Below are 6,498 nucleotides of genomic sequence, written 5' to 3'. Positions count from 1 at the left end.
ACGTTCGAGCTAACCCCGACCGCGGAGGCAGGCGGCGTAAGCCCGGTGACCGATGATGCTACGAACGGCGGGCGCCGGGCTTACGACGCCTGCCGTAGCGGGTCGGGGGCTGAGCGAGGGGTTAGGCCTCACCGGTAGCTCCCAGTGGATGTGGTTAGCAACGAAACACCTCAAGGAATCGCGGCTCGCCGTGTTGCTTGATTTCGACTTCGCTTCCCGTTGCCTCAACTGTGGAGCCGTTGCCGAAGTACAAGGCAAGGCGGACTTGGCCGGCTAGGCAAGACGGGAGCGGGAGCATCGTATGGCGAGTTCCTTGGACCTCGACGTAGCCGTCTGACAGCTTTCCGATGCAACCTTCCGTTTCGGTGGTGTCCTGAGAGCCACGCAGCAGTAGCTCCACGGCTTGCAGCACCACGATGCCGTCACTACGCCCAGGAGCTCCTTTTATTGAGCAATGAACTACTGCCGCTGAAAAGGCAACTCTTAGCCCCGACCGACTCTTCTCTACGACGGAGACTTCGGAGTCGTGGAACTCAATCGCAACACTTACTGGGAAGACGCCGTCCATTGGAATGTGAGGCCTAACGTTCGAGCTAACCCCGACCGCTGCGGCAGGACGGCTTGCCCGTGCGGTGCAGGATAACCCAGGCACCGCGCGGGCAAGACGGCCTGCCGTAGCGGGTCGGGGTGTTCAGCGAGCGGTTAGGCAGCACGCTGAGGTAGATGCCGAAGGCCCGGGGCGAGTGACTTTTGTTCCCCGGCGCCTTTGCGCCGGCTGGGACCGTGGCCAGAGGTTGATGAGCGCAGCGGCGTTCCCAGAGTGGCCTGGCCTTAGACAGGCCGCGATGACGTGCCTTGGAGCGGAGCCCAGGCGGGCGGTGGTGCAGGCCGAAGAGGCTGCGAAGAAGCAGCCGGAGCGCGTGTCTTTGCGGCGACCGCCGCAAGGCGAGATGGAGGCAAATCAACGACCTGGCTCGAGCTGCCTAACGTTTGAGCTAACCGCGACCCGCGCGGTAAGGCGCTTGGGCGGCGCGGTGCAGCATAGGCCAAGGGGCCGCGCCGCCCAAGCGGCTTGCCGTGTGGGGTCGCGGCTGAGCGAAGGGTTAGGCAGCACGCTGAGGTGGATGCCCAAGGTTTGGGGCAAGTGACTTCCATTCCTCGGCGCCTTAGCGCCGGCTGGGACCGCGGCCAGAGGTTGAAGAGCGCCGCGGCAGTCCCAGAGCGGCCCGGCCTTAGACGGGCTGCGATGACGGGCAGCGGAGAGGAGCCCAGGTGTGCCACGGTGCAGGCCGGAGAAGCCGCAAAGGAACATCCGGAGCGCGTGTCTGTGCGGCGGCAGCCGCAAGGCGAGGTGGAGGCCAACCAACGACCTTGCTCGTGCTGCCTAACGTTTGAGCTAACCGCGACCCGCGCGGCAAGGCGCTTGGGCGGCGTGGCGCAGCATAAGCGAAGGTGCCACGGCGCCCAAGCGGCTTGCCGTGTGGGGTCGCGGCTGGCCTGCCGTAGTGGGTCGGGGGCTGAGCGAGGGGTTAGGCGTCACTGCGCGGTCTTAGGGCAGGACAGACTCGCAAGGCGATCTGTACTGAATGTCGCGACGACCAACTCTGGGGACCCCTTCTCCGCCTGCCACCTTGCTTCGTTCTGAAGGGTCTGGTCCGGGTCTCCCAGCTGGAAGTAGACCTCCGCGCGGTGGGCACCAATCTTGAGCTGGTGGCAGCGTTCAGCTGGATACACCCATTTGCCGCAGCTCCCGGACTCAAAGCATGAGCTAGTAATGCATACCTCATGCGCTGAGGCCCAGCGACCACCAGTTGCCTTGCACCTCTGTTCGGGTCCGATCGGCAGAACAGTGGCCGTGAGTAGAAACGCTAGCCCCGTTGTGCAGCCGGCGGTGAGCAACGCGTTCGTTGTGCGCATGGTCCGGCGAGCAGCAGAATGAGTGTGTTTGTGACGCCTAACGTTCGAGCTAACCCCGACCGCGGAGGCAGGTGTTGTAAGCCCGGTTCGCGATGATGCTAAGGATGGCGCGGACCGGGCTTACAACGCCTGCCGTAGCGGGTCGGGGGCTGAGCGAGGGGTTAGGCGGCACTGTTCAGTACGGCTCAAAGTTGACTTTGTATTTGGCCAGCTGATGGACAAGTAGAGTGCGCCATGCGCCGCTGGGCGACCAAACTTTAGCTACTGCCTCGTAGGCTAGCGCTGGGTTTTCTTTGCGGTGAAGCACGCGGTGAAGGAAAACCATACTCGAAGCGCGCATGTTGACCTGGCAATGCACAAGCACCTTCTTGGCCTGCAGCCGCTGAAGCGCGAGTGATACGGCGTCGGCGTGGCTAGGTTCGGGGGCGCCGAACGGAATGGGTATGTGGACGAACTCGATGCCTTGCGATGCCAGGATCTCGGGCTCATTCTTGATTGCGTCCGGGACGCTGCTTGGTGCGAGGTACACGACTGCCTGGAACCCAAGGGCTCCGAGGGATTCGAGTGCAGGGCCAGACGGTTGCCCTGACGTCACAAGCTGCGGGGTGATGGCGACGATATTCGGCGCAGAGAATCCGATGCCAGCCGCGTGAGCGCGACTCACCAGCGTGAGGCCGGCGAGTAGGGTGAGTCTTCGCGTGGTGACCATGGGTTATGGCTGTGCCGCCTAACGTTCGAGCTAACCCCGACCGCGGAGGCAAGCGCTGTAAGCCCGGTACGCGATGATGCCCCAAGGCCGCGGACCGGGCTTACAGTGCTTGCCGTAGTGGGTCGGGGTGTTGAGCGAGGGGTTAGGCCTCACTGGCTGGCCTCTCGCCGGCTTTGTGCGCTTTGACCGCCTCTGCTGCCGATGCGACGGCCAGATACCACCTGTTCTGAAGGCGAAGCAGATAGGCTAGGCCGTTCGTTCCCACAAGTTGGCCGGCGACGCGCAGCTTGAAGGTGCTGCCCAGCAACTGGACTTCAGGTTCGCTGTCAAAGCCGCGCAATGTTGCCGGGTCTGAGCCTGCCACGGATACAAGGACCCTCCTGCGCAGCAGAAAGGCGGCTGTAAAGTGGGTTGCGGCGACGAGGAGCAAGAATGCCAACAGTGCCCAGTACAGCACGCGGTATCTCGGCGCCACCTTTGCTGAGTACAGCCATGTCCAATCAACTGCCAAGTACAAGACCAAGACCACGGCGACCACGCCAAGGCCGAAGTACGACCAGCTATTGAAGTGGGCGAGCTTTTTGCTGGGCTGGGGAGGCGACGATGGCATTCGTGTGAGGCCTAACGTTCGAGCTAACCCCGACCGCGGAGGCGGGACGGCTTGCCCGTGCGGTGCAGCATAAACCAGCGCGCCGCGCGGGCAAGACGGCCTGCCGTAGTGGGTCGGGGGCTGAGCGAGGGGTTAGGCCGCACTTCGTACATGCTCGGACGGCGACACCCGGAGAGCTTGTGCTCGCCCTCTGCGCCCACTGATGAATCCAACGCACAGCGAAGCGAGTAAGGCGACCAGCATTGATGCCGCCGAAGTACGGTTCCGTTCAACAGCGGTTTCGACCATACCGATCGAATGAGCGACCATCACAGGAGCAGGCGAGTTCGCGACTTTGGCTGGTGTAAACGGCGTACTTGGTGGGGCGACTTGCTCACCAGCGACGCTGTTGATGATCCATTCTGTGCTCAGTGGTGCGATTGCAAGCAGTACGCCGGTTGCAAGCGCTGCAAGAAGCTTGAACTTGTTTCGTAACGTTGCCTCTTGGGCAAGATGCCTTGCGGAACTGCAGACCCAAAGGCAAGCGAGAACAGCGAGGACCCGAACAAAGTCAATGTATGGCATACCGAAACCTTTCTTTGGTGCGGCCTAACGTTCGAGCTAAGCGGACCCGCACGGGAAGGCGCTTGGGCCGCGCGGAGCATGATAGACAAGGGTGTAGCGCGGCCCAAGCGGCTTGCCGTGCTGGGTCCGCGCCTTGAGCGAGGGGTTAGGCCGCACCCTTGCTGGAGGGAAATAGCGATCGATACCCCAACCAGCCCAAACCGAGCCAGGCGATTGTGACCAATGACTTACCCCACCATTCCTGGAGCAGTGCTTGAAGGCCCCAGCCAACGGCACGCGTGGGCCCTTCGATTGCTGGTACGAAGCCAAGAAGTAGTAGGACAGGGGGCCCGAAGCACACGACGGCGCCCACAACGCGAGCGAGCCAGCGCACCGTGATAGTCATAGCCGTTGAGCGAGGAGCAGCCGGTGGTCGCTTTGAGGCACGAGCTCTCTTGCTCTTCATGAGTTGCTATGTCGAGGTTGCGTACGAGATGGTGCCGGATTGGCGCGTGGCTGTATCGGTCTTACGAGGCGCGGGACGGTTCCCTGTGCGGCCTAACGTTCGAGCTAACCCCGACCGCGGAGGCAGGACGGCTTGCCCGCGCGGTGCAGCATAAACCAGCGCGCCGGGCGGGCAAGCTGGCCTGCCGTAGTGGGTCGGGGGCTGAGCGAGGGGTTAGGCCTCACCGCGCTTCGGCAGCTGACTAGGTGTTGAAGTAGACGAGCATTCAATGTTTGCGGCGGAACCTGAACTGTAGGCCGGCGACTAGGCCAACAAAGAGCCCAACGACTAGGCCAAAGGCTACCCAAGCTGCTGAGTTGATTCCTTGATAGGCTGCTGTCGAGATTGAGATAGTTGCCCCAGCAAATAGCAGCAGGACAGTGGGCTTGGTGAAGATTCTTTGGCGGAGAACGACATTAATGGAAAATCCGATCCCAGCGGCGAACAGTGCCATGAACCCCGCAAACAGTACTGCGCGGAGAAGTCCTTTGGTGAACCCGCTCTCGTAGACGAATGACACCGCGAGGACTAGCGAGCATATGGCTAGCACCCATTGCGTTTCGGACAGTCGAGTTCGGAAGGAAGGTGGCATGTGAGGCCTAACGTTCGAGCTAACGCCGACCGCGGAGGTGGGACGGCTTGCCCGTGCGGTGCAGCATAAACCTAGGCGCCGCACGGGCAAGCTGGCCCGCCGTAGCGGGTCGGCGCTGAGCGAGGGGTTAGGCCTCACACGAGTTGCACGGGCGGTGGGGCGCCGACTTGAAGCGGCGGACTCTATGCGTCGCTGGGATGCGCGCGCGCACAAGCCGCGCGAGTATTCTGGCCTGGAGCGGTGAGCAAGGACGTAGCCAAAGAGCGGGGGAGTTCGGTTACTGCGGCCTCCTGGCCGCTGCTTCGCGTGCTGCAGTGCTTCCCGAGCGCTGCAGCTGCTCGCGTGCAGGAATGCGAAGCTTTGCGGGCGTTTGGGCGGAAGTTTTGAGCGGCCTCCCGAGCGCTGAAGTGTCGCCGAAGCGCGATGATGGCGCCGCATTTGCATTTGGGCTTGTGAGGCCTAACGTTCGAGCTAACCCCGACCGCGGAGGCAGGACGCGCCCGCCGCGAAGTGGAGCATAAACAAGCCCGCTTCGCGGCGGGCGTGGCCTGCCGTAGCGGGTCGGGGGCTGAGCGAGGGGTTAGGCCGCACTCTTTGGTGCCGAGCGCTTGCTGCGCGTTGATGTGCCCTTGCTGGCCGGAGACTTGGGTTTGGCTGCCGGTAGGACAGATTCAGTGACTTCGAAGGCCCTGCGCAGAAGGATGGGGTCTTCGAGTTCTTCTTCGAGCAGGAAGTAGTTCTTTGATCCAGGGTAGGCCGGAGCTTCGATGGGTGACCCCAGGAGTGCTCGACCAGCATCTGTTGGCTTGAGGAACAGCTTGTTATCGCAAACAAAAGCGACTACTTTGCCGTTGAGGTACAGCGCGTACTCTCCGAACATTCGCTTGTTGGTCAAACGAGCGCCAAGACCACTTTGGTCCGCGATGAAAGCCACTGTCTTGAGGTCGGACGCCATGATCTGAAGTTGGTGTTTGGTGCGGCCTAACGTTCGAGCTAACCCCGACCGTGGAGGCGGGACGGCTTGCCCGCGCGGTGCAGCATAAACCAGCGCGCCGCGCGGGCATGCTGGCCTGCCGTAGCGGGTCGGGGGCTGAGCGAAGGGCTAGGCCCCACTCGTTGCCCTGTGTTGAGTGCCTTCGCCACGAGTGATGAAGAACATGCGGCTTGGTGCGAAGACCTTGGCTGTGTGCCAAACACCGCGCGGTACAAGCCTCGCGCCGCGACCGGTGATTCTTTCGGTTTGTAGACCTTCCGGAAGCTCGAGGAAAAGTTCGACGTCTCCGCTGAGCAAATACACAAGCTCGTCTCCATGCGGATGCATTTCCCAGTTGCTCCAGTCTTCAGAGCAGACGAACTCGCTCACCAACCAGCCGTGATCGAAGCGCGCCATCTCGGCAGGTGGAAGTTGCCAGAAGGCAGCACCACCGGGCGTCTCTGTGCCTTGCCCGCTTTCTGCAAGATGCACATAGGTGTGCTCAGGATCTAGAGGCATAGCGAGTTCCGTGACTTTCGGCTGTGGGGCCTAACGTTCGAGCTAACCCCGACCGCGGAGGCAGGCGGCGTAAGCCCGGTGACCGATGATGCTACGAACGGCGGGCGCCGGGCTTACGACGCCTGCCGTA

Annotated in this window: 4 protein-coding genes; all 4 read right to left on the bottom strand. The window is 62.4% G+C overall.

Annotated elements, in window-relative coordinates:
- Nucleotides 1–2,092 precede the first annotated feature (2,092 nt).
- Nucleotides 2,093–2,626 (bottom strand): protein tyrosine phosphatase family protein, encoded by a 534-nt coding sequence (locus EOE66_RS21575; RefSeq protein WP_128230826.1) that lies wholly within the window; start codon nucleotides 2,624–2,626, stop codon nucleotides 2,093–2,095.
- A 142-nt stretch (nucleotides 2,627–2,768) separates the two neighbouring features.
- Nucleotides 2,769–3,236, bottom strand: a complete 468-nt coding sequence (locus tag EOE66_RS21570) for a hypothetical protein (RefSeq protein WP_128230825.1) — start codon at nucleotides 3,234–3,236, stop codon at nucleotides 2,769–2,771.
- Nucleotides 3,237–5,456: 2,220 nt separating this feature from the next.
- Nucleotides 5,457–5,831, bottom strand: a complete 375-nt coding sequence (locus EOE66_RS21565; protein ID WP_128230824.1) for a TfoX/Sxy family protein — start codon at nucleotides 5,829–5,831, stop codon at nucleotides 5,457–5,459.
- Nucleotides 5,832–5,978: 147 nt separating this feature from the next.
- A complete protein-coding gene (locus tag EOE66_RS21560; protein WP_128230823.1) occupies nucleotides 5,979–6,368 on the bottom strand; it encodes a cupin domain-containing protein in 390 nt (129 codons plus the stop codon).
- Between the last annotated feature and the right edge of the window lie 130 nt (nucleotides 6,369–6,498).

It is taken from the genome of Rubrivivax rivuli (genome assembly GCF_004016505.1).
GTDB lineage: Bacteria > Pseudomonadota > Gammaproteobacteria > Burkholderiales > Burkholderiaceae_C > Rubrivivax > Rubrivivax rivuli.
The sequence above is the reverse complement of the archived record's forward strand: the minus strand, read 5'-3'. Positions and strand labels throughout refer to the sequence as shown.

Coding starts and splice junctions, on each gene's coding strand:
- EOE66_RS21575 (WP_128230826.1), bottom strand. CDS start 2,626: ATGGTCACCACGCGAAGACTCACCCTACTCGCCGGCCTCACGCTGGTG.
- EOE66_RS21570 (WP_128230825.1), bottom strand. CDS start 3,236: ATGCCATCGTCGCCTCCCCAGCCCAGCAAAAAGCTCGCCCACTTCAAT.
- EOE66_RS21565 (WP_128230824.1), bottom strand. CDS start 5,831: ATGGCGTCCGACCTCAAGACAGTGGCTTTCATCGCGGACCAAAGTGGT.
- EOE66_RS21560 (WP_128230823.1), bottom strand. CDS start 6,368: ATGCCTCTAGATCCTGAGCACACCTATGTGCATCTTGCAGAAAGCGGG.